The sequence below is a fragment of the Humitalea sp. 24SJ18S-53 genome (assembly GCF_050632385.1).
Lineage (GTDB): Bacteria > Pseudomonadota > Alphaproteobacteria > Acetobacterales > Acetobacteraceae > Humitalea.
In genome coordinates this window covers 3,117,985-3,142,059 of sequence record NZ_CP192599.1, presented here as the reverse complement: position 1 = coordinate 3,142,059, position 24,075 = coordinate 3,117,985, and the positions used below count along the sequence as shown (strand labels likewise).

Genomic DNA, 24,075 nt, shown 5'->3' with positions numbered 1-24,075 from the left:
TCGCCCGACCGGGTTTAGGTTCCCCCCGCCAAACACGGGGAAACACCATGACCACTTCAGGACGGACCGGCGGCCAGCTTCTGGCCGATGCCCTTGTCGCGCAGGGCGTCGAACACCTGTTCTGCGTGCCTGGTGAATCCTACCTGGATTTCCTCGACGGACTCTACAACCAGCGCAACCGCATCGCGACCATCACCTGCCGCTTCGAAGCCGGTGCCGTCCATATGGCCGAAGCCTATGGCAAGCTGACGGGCAAGCCCGGCGTCTGCGCTGTGACGCGCGGCCCCGGTGCCTGCCATGCCGCCATCGGCGTGCATGTGGCGATGCAGGACAGCACGCCGCTGGTGCTGCTGATCGGCCAGATCCCGTCGGACGAGACCGACCGCGATTCCTTCCAGGAAGTCGATTACCGGAAAATGTTCGGCCCGCTGGCCAAGTGGGTGACGCAGATCGACGACGCGGCGCGGATTCCCGAACAGATCGCCCATGCCTTCGATGTCGCGGTCAGCGGCCGGCCGGGGCCGGTGGTGATCAGCATCTCCGAGGACATGCAGAAGGAAATCGCGGTCGTCCGCGACAGCGGCCCGGCGCCGGTCCTCGCACCTTTCCCGGCGCCCGAGGCGATGCCGCGGTTGATGGCCATGCTGGCCAAGGCACAGCGCCCGCTGGTGGTGCTGGGCGGGTCCTGCTGGACCGCGCAGGGCAAGGCCGACATCCGCGACTTCCTGGTCGCCAACAACCTGCCCGTCGCGGTGGGGTTCCGGCGCCAGGGACTGTTCGACGGCAACCTGGCGCAATACGCCGGCGACCTGGGCGTTGGCGCCGACCCCGCGCTGGTGGGTTTTGCCAAGAAGTCCGACCTGATCATCGCCATCGGCACCCGGTTGGGTGAGGCGGTGTCGCAGGGCTACACGCTGTTCGACTTGGCTGGTGAGAAGCCGATCGTGCAGGTCTTCCCGGATGGCGGGGAGATCGGCCGCGTGTTCCGCCCGGCGCTTGGCATCGTCAGCGACCTGAACGCCTTTGCCGGGGTCGCCGCGGCCACCGCGCCCGTGAAAAATCCGGCCTGGGCGGGTTGGACGCTGGAGGTGCGGGCGGCGCGCGTCGCCTCCCGCGTCGCCCCCGAATATGCCGGGCCGCTGAACCTGGCGGTGGCCTTGCAGGAACTGGAGGCGGCGCTGCCGGCGGATACGATCTTCACCTCGGATGCGGGGAATTTCGCCACCTGGCCGACGCGCTTCACGCATGTGTCGGAGAAGCAGGATTTTCTCGGGCCGACGAATGGTGCCATGGGCTACGGCGTGCCGGCGGCGATCGGCGCGAAGATCACGCATCCCGGCCGGGCGGTGATCTGCTTCGCCGGCGATGGCGGCTTCATGATGACGGGGCAGGAACTGGCCACCGCCTTCCATCATGACGCGCCCGTCGTGGTGCTCGTGTTCAACAACGGCATGTACGGCACGATCCGCATGTACCAGGAACGCGCCTATCCGGAGCGGATCTCGGCGACCCCCCTGACCAATCCCGATTTCGTCAAGTTCATCGAGGCCTTCGGTGGCTATGGCGAAAGGGTCGAGGCGACGGCCGATTTCACCCCCGCCGTGCTGCGGGCGCTGGCCAGCCGCAAGCCGTCGATCATCGAGGTGATGATGGACCCCGAGCAGCTGACGCATCGCGCCACGATCACGCAGTTGCGGGCGCAGGCTGCGAAGGCGTAACGGCTTGCCAGCGGGCCGCCCGGCGCTCATGTCCCGCTACGAAAATCGTGGCGGAGCATGGGCATGAGCGGCACCAACCGGAAGATCGACGCGGCCCGCCTGTGGGACAGCCTGATGGCCATGGCCTCCATCGGCGCGACCCCGAAGGGCGGCGTCAAGCGCCTGACCCTGACCGAGGTGGACCGCCAGGGCCGCGACCTGTTCGCGACCTGGTGCGCAGAGGCCGGGCTGACCATCCGCGTCGATGCCATCGGCAACATGTTCTGCCGGCGCCCGGGGCGCGACCCCAGGCGCCCGCCCGTGCTGCTGGGCAGCCACCTGGACAGCCAGCCCTCGGGCGGGAAATTCGACGGGGCCTTGGGCGTCATCGCCGGGCTGGAGGTGATGCGCAGCCTGAACGATTTGGGCATCGAGACCGAGGCGCCGATCGAACTGGTCAACTGGACCGATGAGGAAGGCAGCCGCTTCGGCCATTCGCTGATGGGCAGCGGCGTCTGGGCCGGCGTCTATGCCCAGGACCACGCCTACGGCCTGCGCGACACCGAGGGCGTGTCGGTGCGCGACGCGCTGGAGGCCATCGGCTATCGCGGCGAGCACCCGGCCGCACCGTTCACGGCCGATGCCTATTTCGAACTGCACATCGAGCAGGGCCCGATCCTGGAAGCCGAGGGCAAGCAGATCGGCATCGTCACCGGCGCCCAGGCGATGGTCTGGTGGGATGCCGTGCTGGAGGGGCAGGACAGCCACGCCGGCACCACGCCGCCCGTCGCGCGGCGCGATGCGCTTCTTGGCGCCGCCCGCATCATCGAATTGGTGGACAAGCTGATGCGCGCCCGCGGGCAGGATGGCCGCGGCACCGTTGGCTACCTGCAGGTGCTGCCGAACAGCCGCAACGTGATCCCGGGGGAGGTGCGGTTCTCCATCGAATTCCGCCACCCCGACACTGAGGAGATCGAGCGCCTGGCCGCCGAATTCCCGCATCTGGCGCAGAGCATCGCCGACGAACTGCGCCTCGGCCTGCGGCTGACCGAATTGTTCCGCCTCCCCGCCCAGCCCTTCGACCCCGGCTGCGTCGCCCTGGTGCGCCAGGCGGCCGCACGGCTGGGGCTGCCGGCGCGGGAGATCGTCAGCGGGGCCGGGCATGACGCGGTCTACGTCGCCCGCCACGTGCCGACGGCGATGATCTTCACCCCCTGCAAGGACGGGTTGTCGCACAACGAGGCCGAGAGCATCGAACCACAGGAAGCCGCCGCCGGCTGCCAGGTGTTGTTCGAGGCGGTGGTGGCGCGGGCAAACCGGCCTCTGTAACGAAATTGCAACCGGTGGCGGGGCCGCGCGCTATACTGGCTCCCGGCGCGTTGGGCGCCGGTTGGAGTATGCCCCCATGAGCCTCGGCACCATCCTTCTTGTCATCCTCATCCTGCTGCTGATCGGCGCCCTGCCGACATGGCGGCATGCGACGAACTGGGGCTATGGCCCAAGCGGCGGGCTTGGCCTGCTGCTGGTGATCGTCATCATCCTGCTGCTGATGGGGCGGCTGTAGCGGGGGCGGTTGGCGGGCGGGGCCGGGGCGCGTATACCCCGCGCCCCGACTGACGCACCCCGGAGCCGCCCATGGCCACGCCGCCGACCATCGCCGACACGCCCGAAAAAGACGCCGATGTGGGCGGCATCGCGGCCGATCGGCTGCGCAGTATCATCGAGCGGGTCGAGCGGCTTGAGGAAGAACGCAAGGCACTCGCCGGCGACATCAAGGACATCTTCACCGAGGCGAAATCGGCCGGGTTCGAGGTGAAGGTGATCCGCCAGATCATCTCCATCCGCAAGAAAGAACCGGCCGAAGTGGAAGAACAAGAAACACTGCTGGACCTGTACCGCCGCGCGCTGGGGATGTAGGGCGCGCCTTGAGAGGGGCTTTGCCCCTCTCAAACTCTCCCCACCAAGGGGCGGTGGCCCCTTGGAAACCCACGATATTTGGTAAAATGAAGAGAGGGGCGTCGCTGGCGCTCCATTGGCCGTGGCGGAACCTGCCCCTCTCTTCATTTTACCAAAACTCCGCCGCCCCTGGTGAGGGAGGTCTGGAGGGGGCGAAGCCCCTTCCTGACCTCCCCCGTTTCACGCCCGCTTGCGCAGTTTCGGCTTGGGCAGCAGCGGGGCCAGGAAGCGGCCTGTGTGGCTGTCCGGGATGGTCGCGATGGTTTCGGGCGTGCCTTGGCCGACGATGGTGCCGCCGCCTTCGCCGCCTTCGGGGCCCAGGTCCAGGATCCAGTCGGCGGTCTTGATGACTTCGAGGTTGTGCTCGATCACGATGATCGTGTTGCCTGCGTCCACCAGCGCCTGGAGGACTTCCAGCAGCTTGCGCACATCTTCGAAGTGCAGGCCGGTCGTCGGTTCGTCGAGGATATAGAGCGTGCGGCCGGTTGCCCGGCGGGACAGTTCCTTGGCCAACTTGATGCGCTGTGCCTCACCGCCCGACAGCGTCGTCGCCTGTTGGCCGAGGCGGATGTAGCCCAGCCCGACCTCCGACAGCATCCGCAGCTTCTCGTAGATCGAGGGCACGGCGGCGAAGAAGGTTGCACCCTCTTCCACCGTCATCTCCAGCACATCGGCGATGGATTTGCCGCGGAACTTCACTTCCAGGGTTTCGCGGTTGTAGCGCTTGCCCTTGCAGGTATCGCAGGTGACGTAGACATCCGGCAGGAAGTGCATCTCGATCTTCAGCACGCCATCGCCCTGGCAGGCCTCGCAGCGCCCGCCCTTGACGTTGAAGCTGAAGCGGCCGGGCTTGTAGCCGCGGGCGCGTGAATCCGGCAGTTCGGAGAACCAGTCGCGGATCGGTGCGAAAAGCCCCGTGTAGGTCGCGGGGTTGGAGCGTGGCGTGCGGCCGATCGGCGACTGGTCGATGTCGATGATCTTGTCGAGCAGCTCCAGCCCCTCGATCCGGTCATGCGCGGAGGGGACGGTGCCGGCGCCCATCAGCCGGCGCGCGGCGGCCTTGTAGAGGGTTTCGATGATCAAGGTGGACTTGCCACCGCCGGAGACGCCGGTGACGCAAGTCATCACGCCCAAGGGGATGCTGGCGGAGACGTTCTTCAGGTTGTTGCCGCTGGCATTGACCACGCGCAGCATGCGCTTGGGATCGGTCGCGCGGCGCTTGGCCGGCACCTCGATCCGCCGGCGTCCGGAGAGGTAGGCACCGGTCAGGCTGGCGGGGTCCGCCGCGACCTGGGCGGGCGTGCCCTGGCTGACCACCTGGCCGCCCGCGGCGCCGGCCGCGGGGCCGATATCCAGCAGGTGGTCGGCCTGGCGGATCGCATCCTCGTCATGCTCCACCACCAGCACCGTATTGCCGAGGTCGCGCAGCCGCCGCAGCGTGGTCAGCAAGCGTTCATTGTCGCGCTGGTGCAGCCCGATCGATGGCTCGTCGAGCACATAGAGCACGCCCGTCAGTCCGCTGCCGATCTGTGAGGCGAGGCGGATGCGCTGGCTTTCGCCGCCGGAGAGGGTGGCGGAGGCGCGCGAGAGGCTGAGGTAATCCAGCCCGACATCGACCAGGAAGCGCAGGCGATCGGTGATCTCGCGCAGGATGCGGCGGGCAATGGTGGCGCGCTGCGGGGTCAGCGTCGCCTCGACCGTGCGGAACCAGGCATCGGCCTCGCGGATGGAGAGCTCCGACGCCTGGCCGATGGAGCATTGCGCGACCTTCACCGCCAGGGATTCGGGCTTCAGGCGGAAGCCGCCGCAGACATGGCAGGGCTTGTCGGCCTGGTAGCGGCCGAGGTCTTCCCGCACCCAGGCATTGTCGCTTTCGCGCAGGCGGCGTTCGAGGTTGGGGATCACGCCCTCAAACGGCTTCTTCACCTCATAGGCGCGCAGCCCGTCCTTGTAGCGCAGGGTGACGGTTTCGGAGCCGGTGCCATGCAGCACGACCTGGCGGAAGGCCGCGGGCAGGCTGCCCCAGGCGGTGGTGAGCGGCGCCTTGAAGTGTCGCGCTAGGCTTTCCAGCGTCTGGTCGTAATAGGGGCTGGCGGCATTGCCCGACCAGGGCGCTATGGCACCGCCGGCCAGGGTCTTGTCGTCATCCGGCACCACCATCGCCGGGTCGAAGAAGGATTCGGTGCCCAGCCCGTCGCAGGCGGGGCAGGCGCCCTGGGGGGAGTTGAAGGAGAAAAGGCGCGGCTCGATCTCCTCGATCGTGAAGCCGCTGACGGGACAGGCGAATTTCTGGCTGAAGACGGTGCGTTCGGCGGTATCGGCGTGTTCGGCGTAGGCGATGCCCTCGGCCAGTTGCAGCGCGGTTTCGAAACTATCGGCCAGGCGTGGCTCGATGCCGGGCTTCACCACCAGGCGGTCGATGACCACCTCGATGTCGTGCTTCTTGGTCTTGGCGAGGGCCGGGACCTCATCGATCCGCAGCAGGGCGCCATTGACCTTGACCCGCTCGAACCCGCGGCGCTGCCATTCGGAAAATTCCTTCTTCCACTCGCCCTTGCGACCGCGCGCGACGGGGGCGAGCAGGAGGAGCCGGGTGCCCTCCGGCATGGCCATGACGCGGTCCACCATCATCGACACGCTCTGCGCCTCGATCGGCAATCCGGTCGCGGGGGAATGCGGCACGCCGGCGCGTGCCCAGAGCAGGCGCATGTAGTCGTGGATTTCGGTGACCGTGCCGACGGTGGAGCGCGGGTTGTGGCTGGTCGTCTTCTGTTCGATGGAAATGGCCGGCGACAGGCCCTCGATCGAATCGACGTCCGGCTTTTCCATCAGTTGCAGGAATTGCCGGGCATAGGCGGAGAGCGATTCGACGTAGCGGCGCTGGCCCTCGGCATAGATCGTGTCGAAGGCCAGGGATGACTTGCCGGAACCGGAGACGCCGGTGATCACGGTCAGCGTATCGCGTGGGATTTCGACGTCGATGTTCTTGAGGTTATGGGTCCGGGCGCCGCGCACACGGATCACGGGCGGCTCATGGCCGGCTGGCTTCGACATGGCGGGGGATTCCGTGTTCGCATTGTGTTCAGGGTGGTTTGCCACCAGAACGGCCCGGTCGGAAGGGGTTGAATCCCCGCCCGCTGGCCGTTCCCGATGCTTGAGGCTATAAGACTGGGGATGAATAGCGTGAGTGGGAGTGGCCGATGGCCGGCGTGAATAAGGTGATCATCCTCGGCCGCCTCGGGAAGGACCCCGAGGTGCGGAATTTCCAGAACGGTGGCCGCGTGGTGAACCTGCGAGTCGCGACCTCCGAGCGTTGGAAAGACAAGTCTGGCGAAAGCCAGGAACGCACGGAATGGCACGCGGTCGCCATCTTCAACGAGAAACTGGGCGAGATCGCCGAGAAATATCTGAAGAAGGGCAGCGAGGTTTATCTGGAGGGCCAGATCGAGACCCGCAAATGGCAGGATGCCTCCGGCCAGGATAAGTACACGACCGAAATCGTCCTGCGGCAGTTCCGCGGCGAATTGCAGCTGGTCGGCGGCCGCAGCGATGGTGGCGGCGGCGGCGGAAGCCGTTCTGGCGGTTACGAGGACGAGGGCAGCAGCCCGGCCCCCTCCCGCAGCCCGGCGCGCGCGGCGGCCCCCGCCCGCGGTGGCTGGGAAGCGAAGAAGAGCGACCTCGACGACGATATCCCGTTCTGAACGCGGCCGATCACGGAACCTGACAGTTGAGCGATAGCGAGAACGGCGGCATCCCCCTGACGGAGCCGCCCCCCGGCACAATGCCGATCGGGCTCGAGGAGGAGATGCGCAGCTCCTACCTCGCTTACGCGATGAGCGTGATCGTGTCCCGCGCGTTGCCCGACGCGCGGGACGGGTTGAAGCCGGTCCATCGGCGCATCCTGTATGCGATGCAGGAGTCCGGCTACGCGGCCGACAAGCCGCACCGGAAATCGGCCCGCATCGTCGGCGACGTGATGGGCAAGTATCACCCGCACGGCGACTCCTCGATCTACGACGCGCTCGTCCGCATGGCGCAGGATTTTGCCATGCGCGTGCCCCTGATCGACGGGCAAGGCAATTTCGGCAGCATGGACGGCGATCCGCCGGCGGCCATGCGTTACACCGAAGTGCGCCTGGCCAAGTCGGCCGCGGCGCTGCTGGACGGGATCGACGAGGATACCGTCGATTTCCAGCCGAACTACGACGAGAGCGACTCGGAACCAAAGGTCCTTCCGGCCAGCTTCCCGAACCTTTTGGTCAACGGTGCCAATGGCATCGCGGTCGGCATGGCGACCAATATCCCGCCGCATAACCCGACCGAGGTTTGCGACGCGGCGCTGATGCTGATCGCCAACCCCGGCGCGACGCTCGACGAGTTGATGACGGTGATGCCGGGGCCGGATTTTCCGACCGGTGCGCTGATCCTTGGCCGTTCGGGCATCCGTTCGGCCTTCGAGACCGGGCGTGGATCAGTGATCCTGCGCGCCCGCGCGGCGATCGAGGAGATGAAGGGCGGGCGTCAGTGCATCGCCATCTCCGAAATCCCCTACCAGGTAAACAAGTCTGTCCTGGTCGAGAAGATCGCCGACCTCGTTCGCGCCAAGCAGGTCGAGGGCATCAGCGACCTGCGCGATGAAAGCGATCGCGAAGGCCTGCGCATCGTCGTCGAACTCAAGCGCGACGCGACGGCGGAAGTGGTGCTGAACCAGCTCTACCGCTTCACCAACCTGCAGACGTCCTTCCCCGTGAACATGCTGGCGCTGGACCAGGGCCGGCCGCGGCAGATGGGGCTGAAGGACCTGCTGGAAGCCTTCATCGCGTACCGCGAGGAAGTCATCCTGCGGCGCAGCCGGTTCCGCCTGGCCAAGGCGCGCGACCGCGCGCACCAGTTGATCGGCTTGGCCATCGCCGTCGCGAACATCGACGAAGTCATTCGCCTGATCCGCGCCAGCGCCGATGCCGCTTCGGCCCGCGCGGCGCTGATGGAGCGTGACTGGCCGGCGGGCGATATCGGCGTGCTGCTGGCCTTGGTGGATGACCACCAGAACGTTCTGACCGAGGCCGGCACGGTGCGGCTGACCGAAGCCCAGGCGCGCGGCATCCTGGAACTGCGGTTGCAGCGCCTGACCGGGCTTGAGCGCGACAAGATCACGGCCGAGTTGGACGAGGTCGGCGGCCGGATCCGCGACCTGCTGGACATCCTCGGTTCCCGCCCCCGCCGGCTCGAACTCATGGCCGAGGAATTGCGGGTGGTGAAGGCGCAGATCGCCTCACCCCGCCGGTCCGAGATCATGGACGGTATCTTCGACCAGGATGACGAAAGCCTGATCGAGCCGGGGCTGATGGTCGTGACCATCACCCGCGATGGCTATGTGAAGCGCACGCCGCTAGAAACCTTCCGCACACAGCATCGCGGCGGCACAGGCCGTTCGGCGGCGGCGACGCGGGAGGACGATATCATCGTCCGCAGCTTCAACGCCCATACGCATCAATGGGTGCTGTTCTTCACCAGCCGTGGCCTCGCCTTCCGCGAAAAGGTCTGGAAACTGCCCGAGGCCGGGACGGGCGCGCGCGGCCGTTCCCTCCGCCAGTTGCTGCAACTGGCCGAGGGCGAGCAGGTCACCACGGTGCTGCCCCTGCCGCAGGATGAGAGCCTGTGGGAGAGCCTGAACCTGGTCTTCGCCACGGCCCAGGGCGGGGTGCGGCGCAACCGGTTGTCGGATTTCAAGAATGTGCGCGCGATGGGTCTGATCGCGATGAAGCTGGACGAGGGCGACAGCCTGATCGGCGTCCAGACCTGCCGTGAGGGTGATGACGTCTTCCTCGCGACTCGTTTGGGCCGTGCCATACGCTTTGTCGCCGATCCGGACACGCTGCGCGTGTTCGCCGGCCGGGAGAGCAGCGGCGTCCGTGGCATCAAGCTGGCGCAGGGCGACGAGGTGATCTCGCTCTCCGTGCTACGCCACGTCGATGCCACGCCGGCCGAACGCCTGGCCTATCTGAAGGCCAGCCGGGCCGCCGATGACGGCGTGGTGCCGGAGGAGGCCGAGGACGGCACGGAGGTCATCACCCTGTCGCCCGAACGGCTTGCCGCGATGGCCGAGGCGGAGGAATTGCTCCTGACCGTCACCGACCTTGGTTTCGGCAAGCGCAGCAGCGCCTACGACTACCGCGTCACCGGGCGGGCCGGCATGGGCATCACCAACATCACCCTGTCCCGCCGCACGGGCACGCGGGTCGTGGCGACCCTGCCGGTGCGGCGCGGCGATGAGGTGATGCTGGTCTCCGACGGCGGCAGCCTGATCCGCACCAAGGCCGACCAGGTCCGCCTGACCGGTCGCCAGGCAATGGGCGTGACGCTCTTCCGGGTGCAGGACAAGGAACGCGTGACCAGCGTCTTCCCGGTCGTGGGGGACATCGCCGAGGATCCGGAGGCGCCGAATGAGTGAGCGGACGGGGCTTTATCCCGGCACCTTCGACCCCGTCACCAATGGGCATGTCGATGTCATCGGCCGCGCCGCCAGGCTGTGCGACCGGCTGGTCGTCGGCGTCTCGGTCAATATCGGCAAGGGGCCGCTGTTTCCGCTGGAGGAACGGGTCGAGCTGGTCCGTGCGGAAACCGCGGTCATCGCGGCCCGCACCGGATGCAAGGTCGATGTGCTGCCGTTCCAGGGCCTGCTGATCGGCTTCGCCAAGGAGGTCGGCGCATCGATGATCGTGCGCGGGCTGCGGGCCGTGTCGGATTTCGACTACGAGTTCCAGATGGCCGGCATGAACCATCGTCTCGATCCCGGGATCGAGACGGTCTTCCTGATGGCGAGCGAGACGAACCAGTTCATCTCCTCGCGCTTCGTCAAGGAGATCGCGCAGCTCGGCGGGGATATCGCCAGTTTCGTGCCCGCGCTGACGCTGGAACGCACGCTGGCGCGTGTCCGCGCCTGAGCCTGTTTGACACCACAACCCGACAGGGAGCCTGGACCATGCACAAACGCACCCTGATTGCCGCCACTCTTGCCACCATGGGAACGATGATGACCGACGAAACCGCCGAGGCCCAGGCTGCGCCCGACCTCGAGAACACGCTGTACATGGACCTGAAGGACGGCCGCGTCGTGATCCGGCTGCGCCCGGACCTGGCGCCCAAGCATGTCGAGCAGATCAAGGCACTGACCCGCCAGGGCTTCTACGACAACACGCCCTTCCATCGGGTGATCGAGGGTTTCATGGCGCAGGGCGGCGACCCGACCGGGACCGGCACGGGGGGCTCGCGCCTTCCGAACGTGCCGGCCGAGTTCAGCCCTCCGGCGCGGGCACGGTTCCTGCGCGGAACCGTGGGCGCGGCGCGCAGCAGCGACCCGAACAGCGCCAATAGCCAGTTCTTCATCATGTTCGCGCCGGCGCCGTCGCTCGATGGTCAGTACACGATTTGGGGCCAGGTCGTGTCGGGCATGGATGTGGTGGACAAGATCAAGCGTGGCGCCGGCGGCAGCGGCACGGTGGCACAGCCGGTCGACCGCCTGGTGCGCATGCGCGTCGCGGCTGACGTGCCCGCCTGATTTACCCGCCTGGCGCATTGCGGCGCGCGCGGGGTTGACGTATCGGCCCCGGGCGCGCTTTGCAGCGTCCACAGCTTGTGCCCGTAGCTCAGCCGGTAGAGCACGTGACTTTTAATCATGGGGTCGTGGGTTCGAGTCCCACCGGGCACACCATTGATTTGTTGTCTTATGTCGGATTTTCGGCTCCGGTTTCCAACACGATCGCCTCCACGAAGCGGATTAACGCGTGGGGGCGAAGTGATCGCGCGAATGCCCGGCGGACCAATCCGCCGAGGATCATCGCTCCGACACCACGCGGTGGGACATGACCCTGGCGGACATCAGCCGCGGTCCTATCGGCGTAATGGTGTTCTGCAAAATTGATCGGCTGCGTTGCGCCGATGCATCCCGCCGATCCCGGGCCGATGCAGCACCTGCGAGAGGGACATTCAGGTGGAACCATGGCAGACGCAGTGTTCCACGTTCGCTCTGCCTGGCCGGAAGATTGCTCGGTGGTCTCACGCCGAAACATGCAGTCACGTCACTCGATCGAAAGAGCATTGAAGCCGCGGAATTAAATGCGTATTAAGGTTAGGATAATCAAAGGCCGATCCCCGGCGGCCGAAGGGTAAAGATACCAATGGCTATTGCAGATCTCTTTCCAGCAGCGAATGGAATCCTTTCCCTCTCGCCCTCCCACAAAAAAGATCTACTGGAGATGCTCGCGGCGGAGGTCTCCGCCCGGATCAGCCAGCCGAAGGACCGGGTCCTCGACGCCATCCTCGCGCGTGAAAAACTGGGGTCGACGGCCCTTGGGCGCGGTGTCGCGCTTCCCCATGCCCGGGTGGATTGGCTGGACACGCCCTTGGCGATCCTGGCCCGGCTGACGCGCGCGATCGACATGGACGCGCGCGATGGCGAGCCGGTGGATCTCGTCTTCCTGGTCATCTGGCCGGAATCCGCCTCGGAAGGCTTTTTGCCGGCCCTGTCGAACATCTGCCGCGTCCTGCGCGACAACCAGTTGCCGCGGCAACTCCGCGAAGCGCGTTCCGCCACAGAGGCCTTGCAGACACTTCTGGCGGCCGACCGGCACGAAGCCTGATCGATCTGGCACTGGGGGCCGGGCGGCCCCGACGGACGGCGCGCCGCACGCCAAATCTAAAGGAGATCCCGGCGCTCGATGCCTGATACCCTCTACCTCGTCGCAGCGGTCCTGCTTCCCTTCCTCGGTGCCCTTGTCGCGATGGTGCTGCCGCAAAGCGCGCGGCTGGAGGCTTGGCTCGCGGGCACGGTGACCCTGCTGACGCTGGTGCTGGTGATCCTGGCCTATTCCTCGACGGCGGCCGGCAGAGTGCCGCGTTTCGAGATCCCCTGGGTGCCGGAGCTTGGCCTCGCGCTCGTCCTGCGGATGGATGGGTTTGCCGCGGCCTTCGCCGTGATGGTGTCGGGCATCGGCTTCCTGATTGTGCTCTACGCCCGCTACTACATGTCACCGGACGACCCGATCCCGCGCTTCTTCTCCTTCCTGCTGGCCTTCATGGGGTCGATGATGGGGCTGGTTCTTTCGGGGAACCTGATCCAGCTCGTCTTCTTCTGGGAACTGACCAGCCTCTTTTCCTTCCTGCTGATCGGCTACTGGCAGAACAACGCGGCGGCGCGGGATGGCGCGCGCATGGCGTTGACCGTCACGGCGGGCGGTGGCCTCGCACTTTTCGCCGGCATGCTTCTGCTCGGTCATATCGTCGGCAGCTATGACCTCGACGATGTGCTGCGCGCGGGCGACACGATCCGCGAACATGCGCTCTACCTGCCGACGCTGATCCTGATCCTGCTCGGCGCCATGACGAAAAGCGCGCAATTCCCCTTCCACTTCTGGCTGCCACGCGCGATGGCGGCGCCGACTCCGGTCTCCGCCTATTTGCATTCGGCGACGCTGGTGAAGGCCGGCATTTTCCTCATGACGCGGCTTTGGCCGGTCATGGCGGGGACGGACGCCTGGTTCTGGATCCTCGTCCCCGTCGGCTTGTTCACGCTGCTGCTCGGCGCCTATGTCGCCATTTTCCAGCACGACATGAAGGCGCTGCTGGCCTATTCGACCATCAGCCATCTTGGGCTGATCACGCTGCTGCTTGGCCTGAACAGTGACCTCGCCATGGTCGCGGCCGTCTTCCACACGATGAACCACGCGACCTTCAAGGCCTCGCTCTTCATGGCGGCGGGCATCATCGACCATGAAACGGGCACGCGGGATATCAGACGGCTTTCCGGCCTGAACCAATCCATGCCCTTCACCGCGCGCCTCGCGCTGGTCGCCGCAGCCGCCATGGCCGGCGTGCCGCTGCTGAACGGGTTCATCTCCAAGGAGATGTTCTTCACCGAGGCGCTGACGGCGGCGAGCACCCCCTGGCACGCCATCCTGCCGGCCGGGGCGACCATCGCCAGCATCTTCGCCGTCACCTATTCGCTGCGCTTCATCCACGGGGCCTTCTTCGGTGCCGAGACGGACGACCTGCCGAAGAAGCCGCACGAGCCACCGCAGTTCATGCGCGTGCCGGTCGAGGTCCTGGTCTTCGTCTGCATGGTGGTCGGCATCTTGCCCGCGGCCACGATCGGCCCGCTGCTGGATGTGTCGGTGCGCTCGCTACTGGGCACGGGCACGCCGGACTACAGCCTGGCGGTCTGGCACGGCTTCAACCTGCCCTTCGCGATGAGCCTGGTGGCGCTGGCCGGCGGCGTGTTGCTCTATCGCCTGCTCTACCGCCACCTGAAGGCCGGCATCGACGGCACGCCCTTGTTGAGCGGCTTCGACGGCCGCCGCGTCTTCGACCAGGTGATGGTCTTCATCTCCTGGCGCTTCGCGCGAGGGCTGGAGCGGTTGATGGCCACGGACGGGTTGCAGATGCAGCTACGCATCATGGTCTGCATCGCGATCCTGGCCGCCACGCTGGCGCTGCTGCCGCACGGGCTCTCCGCCGGCGGGACGACGCTGACCCCGGTGGATCCCGTCGTCGCGCTGATGTGGCTCGTCGGCGGCGGCTGCGCCATCGCCGCCGCGTACCAGGCCAAGTACCACCGCCTGGCCGCGGTGATCCTCCTCGGCGGCACCGGGCTGATCAGTTGCTTGACCTTCGTCTGGTTCTCCGCGCCGGACCTCGCGCTGACGCAGTTGCTGGTCGAGGTGGTGAGCGCCGTTCTGCTGCTTCTCGGCCTGCGCTGGCTGCCCAAGCGGACCGAGAATGCCAGTTCCGACGCGCTGCCGGCGCGGCTGCGGCGCCTGCGCGATCTGGGCATTTCCGTCGCCGCCGGCGTCGGGCTGACGGCCGTCTCCTACGCCACCATGACCCGGGCTTCGCCCGAGGGCATCTCCCGCCACTTCCTGGAGCGTGCCTATACGGAGGGGGGAGGGACCAACGTGGTCAACGTGATCCTCGTCGACTTCCGCGGCTTCGATACGCTGGGCGAGATCACCGTGCTTGGCGTCGTGGCGCTGACCGTCTTCGCGCTGCTGCGTCGATTCCGCCCGGCACCCGAAAGCGTCGGCATGCCCGACCAGCAGCGGGGCGAGGCGCGGGACTGGCTGCTGGTTCCCGCCGTCACCATGCGCCTGCTGTTCCCGGTCATCGTCGTGGTCGCGATCTACCTGCTGTTGCGCGGGCACGACCAGCCGGGCGGCGGGTTCGCCGCCGGGCTGATGCTGTCGATCGGCATCCTGCTGCAATACATGGCGGGCGGGACGCGCTGGCTGGACGATCATCTGCGCGTCCTGCCGCTGCGCTGGATGGGGGTCGGGCTGTTGCTGGCCGCCGGCACCGGGGCGGCGGCGCTGGTCTTCGGCCGCCCCTTCCTGACCTCCTACTTCGACTACGCCGACCTGGGGCTATTGGGTAAGCTGCCCTTGGCGAGCGCCGTGATCTTCGACCTTGGCGTCTTCGCCCTGGTCTTCGGGGCGACGGTGCTGATCCTGATCGCGCTGGCGCACCAGTCGGTGCGCAGCCAGCGCGCGGCGCCGCCCCCGCCGCCGGATGCCCTGGCCCGGATGGGAGACGACTGATGGAACTGATCCTCGCCATCGCGATCGGCATCCTGGGCGGTTCCGGCGTGTGGCTGCTGATGCGGCCGCGCACGTTCCAGCTCATCATCGGGCTCGCGCTGCTGTCCTATGCGGTGAATCTCTTCATCTTCAGCATGGGGCGCTTTCCGATCGGCAAGCCGCCGATCCTGGAACCGGGCACCGTCGGCGATCCGGCGGTCTTCGCCGATCCGCTGCCGCAGTCGCTGGTGTTGACGGCCATCGTCATCGGCTTCGCCACCACGGCGCTGTTCCTTGTGGTGATGCTGGCAGCACGCGGCCTGACCGGCGGCGACCATGTGGACGGAAGGCGCCCACGGTCATGATCGGCTGGCACCAGCACCTGATGATCGTGCCGATCGCGCTGCCGCTGATCATGGGCGCCATCATGGTCCTGCTCGACGAACAGCGGTCGCGGCTCAAGGCGGCGATGGGCATCGCCTCGATCCTTGTCATGCTCGGCGTCGCCATCGCGCTGGCGATCCGGGCCGATGCGGGCGGTCCGGTTTCCGTCAGCGTCTATCGCCTCGGCGATTGGCCGGCGAGTTTTGGCATTGTCCTGATGCTGGACCGGCTTTCGGCGCTGCTGTTGATGCTGACGGCGCTGCTCGGCCTCGCGGCATTGCTCTACGCGCTGCCGCGCTGGCAGCGGATGGGGGCGCATTTCCATGCGCTGCTGCAGTTCCAGTTGATGGGGCTGAATGGCGCCTTCCTGACGGGCGATCTGTTCAACCTTTTCGTGTTCTTCGAGGTGCTGCTCGCCGCCTCCTACGGCCTCGCGCTGCACGGCTCAGGCGTCGCGCGCGTAAAGGCCGGGCTGCACTATATCTCGGTCAATCTGGCGGCATCGCTGCTCTTCCTGATCGGCGTCAGCATGATCTATGGCGTCACGGGGACGCTGAACATGGCGGACCTTGCCGCCCGCATCCCGCAGATGCCCGATGCCAACCGGCCGTTGCTGGAGGCAGGGGCCGCGATCCTGGGCATCGCCTTCCTGACCAAGGCCGCGATGTGGCCCATAGGTTTTTGGCTGATCCCGACCTATTCGGCGGCCAGCCCGCCGTCGGCCGCGATCTTCTCGATGATGAGCAAGGTCGGCATCTACGCCGTGCTGCGGCTGGTGTTGCTGCTCTTCGGGCCGGAGACGGGCGTTTCCGCCGGCTTCGGCAGCACTTGGCTGATGGTGGGCGGCATCGCGACCATCCTCTTCGGCGCCGTCAGCGTGCTGGCCACGCAGGACCTGCCGCGGCTGGCCGGGGCCAGCGTGTTCATCTCCTCCGGCACACTGCTGGCGGCCGTGGGGGCGGGACAGGTCGCCGTGACCGGCGGGGCGCTATTCTACCTGGCGAGTTCGGCGCTCGCGATCGGTGCCTTCTTCCTGTTGATCGAGTTGCTGGAGCGCGGCCGCGAGGTCGGCGCCGACGTCCTGGCCGTCACGCTGGAGGCGTTTGGCGACGGCGAGGAGGAGGATGTCGAGGATGACGCGACCGGCGCCCCGATCCCCGCCACGATGGCCGTGCTGGGCGCCTGCTTCCTGTGCTGCGCGCTGCTGCTGGCGGGCCTGCCGCCGCTGCCGGGCTTCATCGCCAAGTTCGCGATGCTGAGCGGCATCCTGAACCCGGCGGGCCTCGTCGAGGGGCCGGCCCTTGTCTCGCCGGGTGGATGGGCACTGCTGGCGGCGCTGATCCTGTCGGGCTTCGCGACGGTCCTGTCGATGACGCGCGCCGGCATCCGCAACCTCTGGGCAACCTCCGACCGCGCGGTGCCGCGGGTGGGCGCTGTCGAGATCGCGCCGGTGCTGCTGCTGCTGTTCGTTTGTATCGGCATGACCGCGGCGGCTGGGCCGGTCATGCGCTACATGCAGGCGGCTGCCGTCTCGCTCTATGCTCCCCAGGCCTATGTGGGCCAGATCATGGAGCGCCCACGATGAGGCGGGTGCTGCCCCATCCGTTGGTCTCGGCGGGCCTGTTCATCCTGTGGCTGCTGCTCAACCAGACGCTCGCGCCCGGGCCCGCGCTGGTCGGCGTCGCTGTCGCGGTGCTCGGGGGCTGGGTGCTGGCGCAACTCGATCCCGGCCGGCCGAGGCTGCGGCGCCCGGGCGTGGCCCTGCGGCTGGTCGGCGTGGTGGTGAAGGATGTCGTCCTGTCCAACATCGCCGTGGCCGGCATCATCCTGGCGCGACGCAGGCAGGGCCGGGCGGGGTTCATCCGTGTTCGCCTCGTGTTGCGGGAGCCGCAGGCGCTTGCCGTGCTGGCCTGCATCCTGACCGCGACACCGGGTTCCGCCTGGGTGGAGTTCGACGCGGCGGAAGGCTGGCTTTTGCTGCATGTGCTCGACCTGGGTGAGGAGGAGGAATGGGTGCGCCTGGTCAAGGACCGGTATGAGCGGCCGTTGATGGAGATCTTCACATGAGCGTGGCCATCCTGAGCTGGTCCCTCCTCCTCGCGCAACTCATGCTCGGCCTGGCGATGCTGTGCGCGACCTGGCGCGTGCTCCGCGGGCCGCGCGCGCAGGATCGGGTGGTCGGGCTCGATACGCTGTACATGAATGGCATGCTGATGCTGGTGACCTTCGGTATCCGCGCCGGCACCTCGGTCTATTTCGAGGCGGCGTTGGTGATCGCCCTCCTGGGGTTTGTCAGCACGGCGGCGCTGGCCAAGTTCCTGATGCGCGGCGAGGTGATCGAATGATGCACCAGGCCGTCGAACTTCCCTTGCCCGTGGCGATCATGGTCGCGCTGCTGGTGGTGGCGGGCGCTGCTGTCACGCTGCTCGGGTCGATCGGCCTGCTGCGGTTTCGCAGCTTCTACGAACGCCTGCATGCGCCGACCCTGGGCGTGTCCTGCGGGATGGGCTGCATCATTCTTGCGTCGATGATCTTCTTTTCGGTGCTGCAGTCACGGTTGGTGATCCATGAGATCGCGATTGCGATCTTGCTGCTGCTGACGACGCCGGTCACGTTGATGCTCGTCGCCAGGGCGGCGCTGCACCGGGATCGGCTGGAAAAAAATGAGGAGATACCAAGGTCGGCGGATGACCATCTGGGCTGATGGCGGCAGGGTCGTTGCGCGCGTGACCAAGGCAGGGGCGGTTCAGGGCATCATCTGGGGATAGTGTCGCCGGCCCTCCCTGGGGTCACAGTCCTGGCCGGAAATCGCTTGCCGCTTTGCGGATCGGCGCCATGCGGCATGTGGGACTACGCCCAGGCCATCGTGGCCGGGTACACCACCAGCGCCAGGACTTTCCATCATGGGGTCGTGGGTTCGAGGCCCACCGGGCACACCCGGCAAATCAGCCCTCAGCCGCGGTGGCCGAGCAGTGCGGAGACCTCCGCGGCCGCGTCCCGGCAGTGCCGCGCCAGTTCCAGCATCCGGTCGCCGCCGATGCGGCTGGACGGGCCGGTGATGCAGAACGCGCCGACCGCCAGGCCATGCGCATCGCGCACCGGCGCCGCGACACCGGCGACGCCGACCTGCCATTCATCGACCGAGCGCGCCACGCCATCCGCCCGCACCTGGGCAAGCGCCTCGGCCAATTGCGCCGGGGTCTGGATCCCATGCGGCGTCGGCGGCACGAAGCCCTGCATCAGTGCTTCGATCATCGGCGCCGGCTGAAAGGCCAGCAGCGCACGCCCGAGCGAGGAACTGGTCAGCGACACGCGTGACCCGAGGGGCGAGACGATCTGCAACGGATGGAGCGAGTCCGCCTTGTCGATGATCAGCGCCTCCCGCCCCTGCACGATGCCAAGCAGCGTCGCTTCCCCCGTGCGGGCGGCTTCGCGTTCCAACAGCGGCCGGGCACGTTGGCGCAGCCCCATGCCGCGTATCGCGCCGTTGCCCATCTCCCAAAGCTTCACCGTCAGGCCGTAGCGCCCCGTCTCCGGATCCTGCTCGGCATAGCCATGGCGGACCAGCGTATCGACCAGGCGATAGACGGTGCTCTTGTTGAGTGCCAGGTCGCGTCCGAGCTGGCTGATGCCGATCGGTGCGCCGCTGCGCGACATCGCCTCGATCAATTGCAGTGCCTTCTCGACGGTAACCGACACAGGACCTCCTGAAATGGCTGCGGCTGGCGGGCCGGGGGCCATCCCTTGCGCAGGGCGGGGATTGGCGCCGGACCCCCGGAGACCCGCGTGATGTTTCAAGTATGGGCACAGCGTTGCAAATTGTCCAAGGCGGCAGCAAGCTTGCCGCGAACGTCAGGCGGCCCCCTTGCATGAAGCTCGACCCTGCGCGCCTTGCGGCCCTGGCGATCCCGCGCCGCGAGATCCCCTACACCGATCGTGAGGTGATGCACTACGCCCTGGCTGTGGGCCTGGGCGCCGCGCAGGACCTGCCCTTTCTCTACGAACGCGACCTGCGTGTGGTGCCGAGCCTGGCGACCATGCTCGCCTTCGACGATTCCTGGCTGGCGGATGCCGGCATCGACCTGCGCCAGGTGGTGCATGGCGCGCTCGACCTGCGCTTCCATCGCCCATTGGCCGCACAGGGCGTGGCCGAGGCGGTGACCCGCATCACCGGGCTCGGTGACAAGGGTGAGGGGCGCGGCGGCCTGGTGCATCAGGAGACGGTGTTGAGCCAGGGCGGCGCGGCTGCCTGCACCGTGCTCTCCACCATGTTCGTGCGTGGCGCCGGCGGCTTCGGTGGCGATGTCGGAACGGCGCCCGAAGCCGTGGCAATTCCCGCCGGCGCGCCGGGCGACACCGCCATGGTCGCCACCGTCGCCAACCAGGCGCTGCTGTTCCGCCTGCTTGGCGACCGCAACCCGCTGCATGTCGACCCCGAGGTGGCGAAGGCGGCCGGCTTTGCCGCGCCGATCCTGCACGGCGCCTGCACCTTCGGCATCGCCTGCGCCGAGGCGCTGCGCCGTTTCTGCGACCGCGATCCGGGTCGGCTGACGCGCCTGGCGGCGCGCTTCGCCGGGCCGCTCTACCCTGGCGAGACGCTGCGCTTCAGCTTCTGGCGCGACGCCGAGGGCGTGGTGTTTCGTGCCGAGGCCGCGCAGCGCGGGGCGATCGTGCTCGACAATGGGCGGGTGGGGCTGCTGGGATGAACCCGTCCATCCTGCTGACCCATTGGGGCGCCTACCATGCGCGGGTCGAGGCGGGGCGCCTGACCGCACTGGCGCCGCTGCCGGGGGATCCGGCCCCTTCGCCGATCGGCCATTCGGTGGCGGGCGCGTTGGACGATGCGCTGCGGATCCGCCAGCCGATGGTCCGTGCAGGCTGGCTCGCCGAAGGACCGGCCAGCCGGGGCCGACGGGGGCAAGACGCCTTTGTGCCGGTCGGCTGGGCGCAGGCGAATGCGCTGGTGGCCGGTGAGTTGCGTCGTGTCATCGCCACCCATGGCAACCGGGCGATTTTCGGCGGTTCCTACGGCTGGGCCAGTGCCGGGCGCTTCCACCACGCGCAGAGCCAATTGCATCGCTTCCTGAACTGCGCCGGCGGCTACACGCGCTCGGTCAACACGCATAGCTACGCGGCGGCCGAGGTGCTGTTGCCGCGTGTGATCGGCAGCCAGGACGGGCTGGTGCGCGCGCATACGCCCTGGCCGGAGATCGCGGCCCACGCGAAGCTGGTGGTGATGTTCGGCGGCATGCCGATGAAGAACACCCAGGTCGCCGCCGGCGGCGTCGGCCATCACACGGTGCGCGAGGACCTGCTGCGGTGCCGCGATGCGGGCGTGGAGTTCGTGAACATCAGCCCGATCCGCGGCGACGCACCGCCGGACCTTGGCGCCGAATGGCTGGCGGTGCGGCCGAACACCGACACCGCGCTGATGCTGGCGCTGTGCCACACCTTGCTGGTCGAGGGGCTGCACGACGAGGTTTTTCTCGCGCGCTGCTGCACAGGCTTTGCCCGCGTCCGCGCCTACCTGCTGGGTGAGGCGGATGGCCAGCCGAAGCACGCGGATTGGGCGGCGGCGATCTGCGGCATCCCGGCGCCAGGGATCCGCGACCTCGCGCGCCGCATGGTGGGCACGCGTTGCATGATCGCCGTGGCATGGTCGCTGCAACGCGCCGACCATGGCGAGCAGCCGCTCTGGGCCGCGATCACGCTGGCCGCGATGCTGGGGCAGATCGGGCTGCCGGGCGGTGGCATCGGCTTCGGCTATGGCGGCAGCAACCGCATCGGCACCGCGTCCCACGGCATCACCTGGCCGGCGCTGCCGCAGGGGGAGAACAAGGTCGCCGACTTTATCCCCGTGGCGCGGCTGGCCGACATGCTGCTGCACCCCGGCGACCCCTTTACGTATGACGGCGGGACGTATCGGTATCCCGATATTCGGCTCGTCTGGTGGGCTGGCGGCAACCCGTTCCATCACCAGTCGGACCTCAACCGCCTGGTCGAGGCCTGGCGGCGGCCGGAGACGGTGGTGGTGCAGGAACCCTGGTGGAACCCGCTCGCCCGCCACGCCGATATCATCCTGCCTTGCACCACGCCCGCCGAGCGCAACGACATCGGCATCGCGGGCGACGAGGCGCATCTGTTCGCCATGCGCCAATTGGTCGAACCGGTCGGCGAGGCGCGCAGCGACCACGCCATCCTGACCGGCATCGCCACGGAATTGGGGTTCGAACAGGCCTTCACCGATGGCCTGGATGAGATGGGCTGGCTGCGGCGCATGTATGCCGAGGCACGGCAGCGTGCCGCGGCGCATGGGCTGAACCTGCCGGAGTTCGAGGCCTTTTGGGCGGCGGGCCATATCCGGCTTCCGCCCCCGACGGTGCGACGCAACCTGCTGCAGGATTTCCGCGCCGATCCTGTCGCGGCGAAGCTCGCGACACCCTCCGGCCGCATCGAGTTGTTCTCCGATACCATCGCCGGCTTCGACCTGCCCGATTGCCCGGGCCACGCCGTGTGGATACCCCCGGCGGAATGGCTCGGCGGCGGGGAGGCCGTGCGGCATCCGCTGCACCTCATCTCGAACCAGCCGCGCATGCGGTTGCATAGCCAGTACGACAACGGTAGCGCCAGCCGTGCCGCGAAGGTGGCGGGGCGTGAGGCGATCTGGATGTACCCGGCCGATGCCGCCGCGCGTGGCATCGAAGCGGGCGTGGTCGTGCGTGTGTTCAACGACCGTGGTGCCTGCCTTGCGGGGGTGGTGCTGACCGACAGCCTGGCGCCTGGCTGCGTGCAACTGCCAACGGGCGCCTGGTACGACCCCGAGGCGCCGGGCGGACTCGACCGCCACGGCAATCCGAATGTGCTGACGCTCGACAAAGGCACCTCCGGCCTTGCCCAGGGGCCGAGCGCGCATACCACGTTGGTGGAAGTCGAGCGCTTCGACGGCGTGCCCCCGCCGGTGCGGGCCTTTGATCCGCCGGAGATGCGCGCGTGATCCCCGTGGAATCGGTCGCGGCCCTGGCGGCGCGCATTCCGGATGGCGCGATGGTGGTGATCCCGCCCGACTATGCTGGCGTGGCGATGGCCGCGACACGCGCGCTGGTGGCGCGCGGCGTGCGGACGCTGCATCTGCTGGCCAGCCCTTCCTCCGGTATTCAGGCGGACATGCTGATCGCGGCCGGCTGCGTCGCGACCATGGAAGCCGCCGCCGTGACGCTCGGCGAATACGGCGCGGCACCCGCCTTCGCCGCGGCGGTCAAGACGGGCGCGATCCGCATGAAGGACAGCACCTGTCCCGCCATCCACGCCGCGCTGAACGCCGCGGAAAAGGGCCTGCCCTTCATTCCGCTGCGCGGCCTGATCGGCAGCGACGTGCTGCGCCATCGCGACGATTGGAAAGTGACCCAGAATCCCTTTGCCAAAGCGCCGGACCCGATCGTGCTGCTGCCCGCGCTGCGCCCCGATGTTGCGCTGTTCCACGCGGCCGCGGCCGATCGGGAGGGCAATGTCTGGTTCGGGCGACGACGCGAGGTGATGGTGATGGCGCATGCCGCGCGCACCGCGCTGGTGACAGTGGAACGCGTGCTCGACACCTGCTTCTTCGATCGTGAGGAGATGGTCGCCGGCACGCTGCCCTCGCTCTATGTCGGCGCCCTGGCCGTGGCGCCGCAAGGCGCCTGGCCGCTCGGCCTGGATGAGGAATACGCGACAGATGGCGACGCCATGGCGCGCTATGCGGCCGGGGCGCCATTGTGATGGATGCGGCGCTGCTGATCAGCCTGATCGCCGACCTGATCGGCGATGCGAAGCACGTCGCGACCGGCGCGCTATCGCCCATCCCGACCGCGGCGGCCATGCTGGCGCGCAAGCGGTCCGGCGGGCGGATGCGGGTGACCATCCTCGGGTCGCGCCGCAACAGCCGCTACACCGATGGCGCGAAGGAATTGTTCGACAGCGCGGCGCAGGGGCGCATCGACGTCTTCTTCCTCTCCGGCGCGCAGATCGACGGCGAGGCGAATATCAACCTGTTGAGCATCGGCGATTATGCCCGCCCCAAGGTGCGCTTCGCCGGCAGCTTCGGCTCCCCCTACCTCTACATGATGGTGCCGCGCGTCATCCTGTTCCGGCCAGAGCATGATGCGCGGGCGCTGGTTCCAAAAGTGGATTACATCAGCGCGCCGGGATGGAGCCCGCCGGAGGTGTATCGCCCCGGCGGCCCGCAGGCGCTGGTGACCGGGCGTTGCCTGTTCGACTGGCGCCGGGACGAACGTCGCTTCGCGCTGCGCAGCATCCATCCTGGCCAGACCGCGGAGGGTGTCCGCGCCGCCACCGGCTTCGCCTATGCCTGCCCCGATCCCGTCCCCTTCTCCCCCACGCCCGACGCGGCCTTGCGCGCCGAGATCCGCGACGTGGTGCGTGACGAGGTCGCGGAAGCCTATCCCCGTTTCGCCGAGGAATTCGACATATGAGGC

At 67.8% G+C, this 24,075-nt stretch carries 21 protein-coding genes and 1 tRNA gene; 20 read left to right on the top strand and 2 right to left on the bottom strand.

Annotated elements, in window-relative coordinates; all coding sequences use genetic code 11:
• Positions 1–47 precede the first annotated feature (47 nt).
• The 4 genes from ACQW02_RS14925 to ACQW02_RS14910 all read left to right on the top strand — a co-directional run bounded on the left by ACQW02_RS14925 (position 48) and on the right by ACQW02_RS14910 (position 3,614).
• On the top strand, positions 48–1,718 hold the full coding sequence (locus tag ACQW02_RS14925) for a thiamine pyrophosphate-dependent enzyme (RefSeq protein ID WP_431280700.1): 1,671 nt from the start codon (positions 48–50) through the stop codon (positions 1,716–1,718).
• A gap of 63 nt (positions 1,719–1,781) precedes the next feature.
• Entirely contained in the window at positions 1,782–3,026 is a 1,245-nt protein-coding gene (locus tag ACQW02_RS14920; protein WP_431280699.1) for a Zn-dependent hydrolase, read from the top strand.
• 76 nt (positions 3,027–3,102) lie between these two features.
• Positions 3,103–3,261 carry a DUF3309 family protein gene (locus ACQW02_RS14915; protein WP_431280698.1) on the top strand — a complete coding sequence of 53 codons (159 nt, stop codon included), beginning with the start codon at positions 3,103–3,105 and terminating at the stop codon, positions 3,259–3,261.
• Between the two features lie 71 nt (positions 3,262–3,332).
• Positions 3,333–3,614, top strand: coding sequence for a DUF2312 domain-containing protein (locus tag ACQW02_RS14910; protein ID WP_431280697.1), 282 nt, complete (start codon positions 3,333–3,335; stop codon positions 3,612–3,614).
• Positions 3,615–3,833: 219 nt separating this feature from the next.
• Here ACQW02_RS14910 and uvrA read toward each other — a convergent pair whose 3' ends face one another.
• Entirely contained in the window at positions 3,834–6,707 is a 2,874-nt protein-coding gene (uvrA, locus tag ACQW02_RS14905; RefSeq protein WP_431280696.1) for an excinuclease ABC subunit UvrA, read from the bottom strand.
• A gap of 146 nt (positions 6,708–6,853) precedes the next feature.
• Here uvrA and ssb point away from each other — a divergent pair, with 146 nt between their 5' ends.
• The 12 genes from ssb to mnhG all read left to right on the top strand — a co-directional run bounded on the left by ssb (position 6,854) and on the right by mnhG (position 18,308).
• On the top strand, positions 6,854–7,354 hold the full coding sequence (ssb, locus tag ACQW02_RS14900; protein WP_431280695.1) for a single-stranded DNA-binding protein: 501 nt from the start codon (positions 6,854–6,856) through the stop codon (positions 7,352–7,354).
• An 80-nt stretch (positions 7,355–7,434) separates the two neighbouring features.
• Positions 7,435–10,104, top strand: a complete 2,670-nt coding sequence (gyrA, locus tag ACQW02_RS14895; RefSeq protein WP_431285910.1) for a DNA gyrase subunit A — start codon at positions 7,435–7,437, stop codon at positions 10,102–10,104.
• Positions 10,097–10,597, top strand: coding sequence for a pantetheine-phosphate adenylyltransferase (gene coaD / locus ACQW02_RS14890; protein WP_431280694.1), 501 nt, complete (start codon positions 10,097–10,099; stop codon positions 10,595–10,597). Before gyrA ends, coaD begins: the two co-directional genes overlap by 8 nt.
• Positions 10,598–10,686: 89 nt before the next feature.
• On the top strand, positions 10,687–11,211 hold the full coding sequence (locus ACQW02_RS14885; protein ID WP_431285909.1) for a peptidylprolyl isomerase: 525 nt from the start codon (positions 10,687–10,689) through the stop codon (positions 11,209–11,211).
• Positions 11,212–11,288: 77 nt separating this feature from the next.
• A tRNA-Lys gene (locus tag ACQW02_RS14880) sits at positions 11,289–11,364 on the top strand.
• 544 nt (positions 11,365–11,908) lie between these two features.
• Positions 11,909–12,292: a PTS sugar transporter subunit IIA gene (locus tag ACQW02_RS14875; RefSeq protein WP_431280693.1), complete on the top strand. Its 384-nt coding sequence runs from the start codon at positions 11,909–11,911 to the stop codon at positions 12,290–12,292.
• A 78-nt stretch (positions 12,293–12,370) separates the two neighbouring features.
• A complete protein-coding gene (locus tag ACQW02_RS14870; protein WP_431280692.1) occupies positions 12,371–15,241 on the top strand; it encodes a monovalent cation/H+ antiporter subunit A in 2,871 nt (956 codons plus the stop codon).
• Complete coding sequence (locus ACQW02_RS14865) at positions 15,241–15,585, top strand: Na+/H+ antiporter subunit C (protein ID WP_431280691.1); 345 nt, start codon at positions 15,241–15,243, stop codon at positions 15,583–15,585. The genes ACQW02_RS14870 and ACQW02_RS14865 overlap by 1 nt, the downstream gene beginning before the upstream one ends.
• Positions 15,582–17,189, top strand: a complete 1,608-nt coding sequence (locus tag ACQW02_RS14860; protein ID WP_431280690.1) for a monovalent cation/H+ antiporter subunit D — start codon at positions 15,582–15,584, stop codon at positions 17,187–17,189. The genes ACQW02_RS14865 and ACQW02_RS14860 overlap by 4 nt, the downstream gene beginning before the upstream one ends.
• A complete protein-coding gene (locus ACQW02_RS14855) occupies positions 17,186–17,671 on the top strand; it encodes a Na+/H+ antiporter subunit E (protein WP_431280689.1) in 486 nt (161 codons plus the stop codon). The genes ACQW02_RS14860 and ACQW02_RS14855 overlap by 4 nt, the downstream gene beginning before the upstream one ends.
• Positions 17,668–17,949 carry a K+/H+ antiporter subunit F gene (locus ACQW02_RS14850; RefSeq protein WP_431280688.1) on the top strand — a complete coding sequence of 94 codons (282 nt, stop codon included), beginning with the start codon at positions 17,668–17,670 and terminating at the stop codon, positions 17,947–17,949. The genes ACQW02_RS14855 and ACQW02_RS14850 overlap by 4 nt, the downstream gene beginning before the upstream one ends.
• Positions 17,950–17,987: 38 nt before the next feature.
• On the top strand, positions 17,988–18,308 hold the full coding sequence (mnhG, locus tag ACQW02_RS14845; RefSeq protein WP_431285908.1) for a monovalent cation/H(+) antiporter subunit G: 321 nt from the start codon (positions 17,988–17,990) through the stop codon (positions 18,306–18,308).
• 248 nt (positions 18,309–18,556) lie between these two features.
• On the opposite strand, the gene ACQW02_RS14840 is transcribed toward mnhG, so the two are convergent.
• The gene (locus tag ACQW02_RS14840; protein ID WP_431280687.1) at positions 18,557–19,303 is read right to left on the bottom strand and encodes an IclR family transcriptional regulator; all 747 of its coding nucleotides are present in this window, start codon (positions 19,301–19,303) and stop codon (positions 18,557–18,559) included.
• Positions 19,304–19,473: 170 nt separating this feature from the next.
• Between ACQW02_RS14840 and ACQW02_RS14835 the strand changes: the two genes are divergently transcribed.
• From ACQW02_RS14835 to ACQW02_RS14820, 4 genes are read left to right on the top strand one after another with little or no spacing between them, the layout of a single operon-like run.
• Complete coding sequence (locus ACQW02_RS14835) at positions 19,474–20,310, top strand: MaoC/PaaZ C-terminal domain-containing protein (protein ID WP_431280686.1); 837 nt, start codon at positions 19,474–19,476, stop codon at positions 20,308–20,310.
• Positions 20,307–22,598 carry a molybdopterin-dependent oxidoreductase gene (locus ACQW02_RS14830; RefSeq protein WP_431280685.1) on the top strand — a complete coding sequence of 764 codons (2,292 nt, stop codon included), beginning with the start codon at positions 20,307–20,309 and terminating at the stop codon, positions 22,596–22,598. Before ACQW02_RS14835 ends, ACQW02_RS14830 begins: the two co-directional genes overlap by 4 nt.
• On the top strand, positions 22,595–23,359 hold the full coding sequence (locus ACQW02_RS14825; protein WP_431280684.1) for a CoA transferase subunit A: 765 nt from the start codon (positions 22,595–22,597) through the stop codon (positions 23,357–23,359). The genes ACQW02_RS14830 and ACQW02_RS14825 overlap by 4 nt, the downstream gene beginning before the upstream one ends.
• On the top strand, positions 23,359–24,072 hold the full coding sequence (locus ACQW02_RS14820) for a CoA-transferase (RefSeq protein WP_431280683.1): 714 nt from the start codon (positions 23,359–23,361) through the stop codon (positions 24,070–24,072). The genes ACQW02_RS14825 and ACQW02_RS14820 overlap by 1 nt, the downstream gene beginning before the upstream one ends.
• Positions 24,073–24,075 lie beyond the last annotated feature (3 nt).

Excerpts from the sequence above, each read along its gene's own strand:
- ACQW02_RS14925 (WP_431280700.1), top strand. The coding sequence starts at position 48 with ATGACCACTTCAGGACGGACCGGCGGCCAGCTTCTGGCCGATGCCCTT.
- ACQW02_RS14920 (WP_431280699.1), top strand. The coding sequence starts at position 1,782 with ATGAGCGGCACCAACCGGAAGATCGACGCGGCCCGCCTGTGGGACAGC.
- ACQW02_RS14915 (WP_431280698.1), top strand. The coding sequence starts at position 3,103 with ATGAGCCTCGGCACCATCCTTCTTGTCATCCTCATCCTGCTGCTGATC.
- ACQW02_RS14910 (WP_431280697.1), top strand. The coding sequence starts at position 3,333 with ATGGCCACGCCGCCGACCATCGCCGACACGCCCGAAAAAGACGCCGAT.
- uvrA (WP_431280696.1), bottom strand. The coding sequence starts at position 6,707 with ATGTCGAAGCCAGCCGGCCATGAGCCGCCCGTGATCCGTGTGCGCGGC.
- ssb (WP_431280695.1), top strand. The coding sequence starts at position 6,854 with ATGGCCGGCGTGAATAAGGTGATCATCCTCGGCCGCCTCGGGAAGGAC.
- gyrA (WP_431285910.1), top strand. The coding sequence starts at position 7,435 with ATGCCGATCGGGCTCGAGGAGGAGATGCGCAGCTCCTACCTCGCTTAC.
- coaD (WP_431280694.1), top strand. The coding sequence starts at position 10,097 with ATGAGTGAGCGGACGGGGCTTTATCCCGGCACCTTCGACCCCGTCACC.
- ACQW02_RS14885 (WP_431285909.1), top strand. The coding sequence starts at position 10,687 with ATGACCGACGAAACCGCCGAGGCCCAGGCTGCGCCCGACCTCGAGAAC.
- ACQW02_RS14875 (WP_431280693.1), top strand. The coding sequence starts at position 11,909 with ATGCTCGCGGCGGAGGTCTCCGCCCGGATCAGCCAGCCGAAGGACCGG.
- ACQW02_RS14870 (WP_431280692.1), top strand. The coding sequence starts at position 12,371 with ATGCCTGATACCCTCTACCTCGTCGCAGCGGTCCTGCTTCCCTTCCTC.
- ACQW02_RS14865 (WP_431280691.1), top strand. The coding sequence starts at position 15,241 with ATGGAACTGATCCTCGCCATCGCGATCGGCATCCTGGGCGGTTCCGGC.
- ACQW02_RS14860 (WP_431280690.1), top strand. The coding sequence starts at position 15,582 with ATGATCGGCTGGCACCAGCACCTGATGATCGTGCCGATCGCGCTGCCG.
- ACQW02_RS14855 (WP_431280689.1), top strand. The coding sequence starts at position 17,186 with ATGAGGCGGGTGCTGCCCCATCCGTTGGTCTCGGCGGGCCTGTTCATC.
- ACQW02_RS14850 (WP_431280688.1), top strand. The coding sequence starts at position 17,668 with ATGAGCGTGGCCATCCTGAGCTGGTCCCTCCTCCTCGCGCAACTCATG.
- mnhG (WP_431285908.1), top strand. The coding sequence starts at position 17,988 with ATGGTCGCGCTGCTGGTGGTGGCGGGCGCTGCTGTCACGCTGCTCGGG.
- ACQW02_RS14835 (WP_431280686.1), top strand. The coding sequence starts at position 19,474 with ATGAAGCTCGACCCTGCGCGCCTTGCGGCCCTGGCGATCCCGCGCCGC.
- ACQW02_RS14830 (WP_431280685.1), top strand. The coding sequence starts at position 20,307 with ATGAACCCGTCCATCCTGCTGACCCATTGGGGCGCCTACCATGCGCGG.
- ACQW02_RS14820 (WP_431280683.1), top strand. The coding sequence starts at position 23,359 with ATGGATGCGGCGCTGCTGATCAGCCTGATCGCCGACCTGATCGGCGAT.